The 1,312-nt window shown below is 74.0% G+C and carries 2 protein-coding genes; one reads left to right on the forward strand and one right to left on the reverse strand.

Annotated features, from left to right (window positions below):
* A partial coding sequence (locus B7767_RS27195) for a nucleoside deaminase (RefSeq protein WP_085574489.1) occupies positions 1-378 on the reverse strand: 378 nt, incomplete at its 3' end.
* 82 nt (positions 379-460) lie between these two features.
* Between B7767_RS27195 and B7767_RS27200 the strand changes: the two genes are divergently transcribed.
* Entirely contained in the window at positions 461-1,240 is a 780-nt protein-coding gene (locus tag B7767_RS27200; protein WP_085574488.1) for a GNAT family N-acetyltransferase, read from the forward strand.
* The last annotated feature ends 72 nt before the right edge of the window (positions 1,241-1,312 follow it).

Genomic DNA, 1,312 nt, shown 5'->3' on the forward strand with positions numbered 1-1,312 from the left:
TGTCCGTACCGGCGGGGCGGGCACCTCCAGCTCGGCGAGCCAGGACGCCAGCTGCTCGGAGGAGGCGACGTACACGATGCGTCCGAGGCCCACCCAGGCGTGGGCGGCGGCGCACATCGGGCAGTGCTCACCGGAGGTGTACACCGTGGCCGCGGCGCGTTCGGCGGGGCTCATGTGCGCCGCCGACCAGCGCGCCAGCTCGAACTCGGGGTGCCGGGTGCGGTCACCGGAGGCCACGCGGTTGTGGTCCTCGGCGAGCACGGTGCCGTCCCCGGACACCAGCACCGAACCGAACGGCTCGTCCCCGGACTCCAGCGCCTCGGCCGCCAGTTCCACGCAGCGCCGCAGGTACGGCAGTTCCTCGTCCCGCACGACCATGGTCCGGCCTCCTCGATACGCCTGAACGACAGCAACGGTAATCCCGTTGCCCCGGGCACCGCCCCATGGTGGGGTCTGCCGCATGGATGAAGCTGCCGTACTCGCCCTGTTCGACCGTGAGATGCGCGAAGGGGCGCGGCCCGACGGCCCCGGTTCGGAGATCGAGCGCGTCGGCGCCGTGGTGCGCCACGTGGGCCCCGCGCACGGCTGGAACGGCGTCGTCTGGTCCGCGCTGGACGCGGCGGACGCGGACGCGGCGGTCGCGGAGCAGATCGCGTACTTCACCGGGACCGGCCGCGAGTTCGAGTGGAAGCTGTACGGGCACGACCTGCCGGTGGACCTCGGGCAGCGGCTCATGGCGGCCGGATTCACCCCCGAGCCGGTCGAGACGCTCATGGTGGGCGAGATCGCCGGTCTCGCCCTCGACACCGAGCCGCCCGAGGGCGTCCGCATCGTGCGGGTCACCGACCGGGCGGGTGTCGACCTGATGGCCGACGCGCAGGCGAAGGCGTTCGGCACCGATGCCTCCCGGTTCCACCGGTACCTGCTCGACCTGCTCACCGCCGCCCCCGAGAGTGTCGTCGCCGTCGTGGCACTGGCGGGTGACGAGCCGGTGAGCGCGGCGCGCATGGAGCTGGTGCCGGGTACCTCGTTCGCCGGGCTGTGGGGTGGCGGCACGGTACGGCACTGGCGGGGGCGGGGCGTCTACCGGGCGCTGGTCGCCCACCGGGCCCGGATCGCGGCGGACCTCGGCTACCGCTTTCTCCAGGTCGACGCCTCCAGCCAGAGCCGCCCCATCCTGGAACGCCTCGGCTTCACCCCGCTGACGACGACCACGCCGTACGTCCCCCCGGGCCGCTAGCCGCGAGCGGCCGCGCCGCTCACCGCCGCGGCTGCGGGCGATCGCGCCCCGGCCGCCGCGACTTCGGACAAC

Source organism: Streptomyces sp. 13-12-16, from assembly GCF_002114215.1.
Taxonomy (GTDB): domain Bacteria; phylum Actinomycetota; class Actinomycetes; order Streptomycetales; family Streptomycetaceae; genus Streptomyces.

What these genes read in the sequence shown, in the direction of transcription:
- B7767_RS27200 (WP_085574488.1), top strand. Translation starts at nt 461, where the DNA reads ATGGATGAAGCTGCCGTACTCGCCCTGTTCGACCGTGAGATGCGCGAA.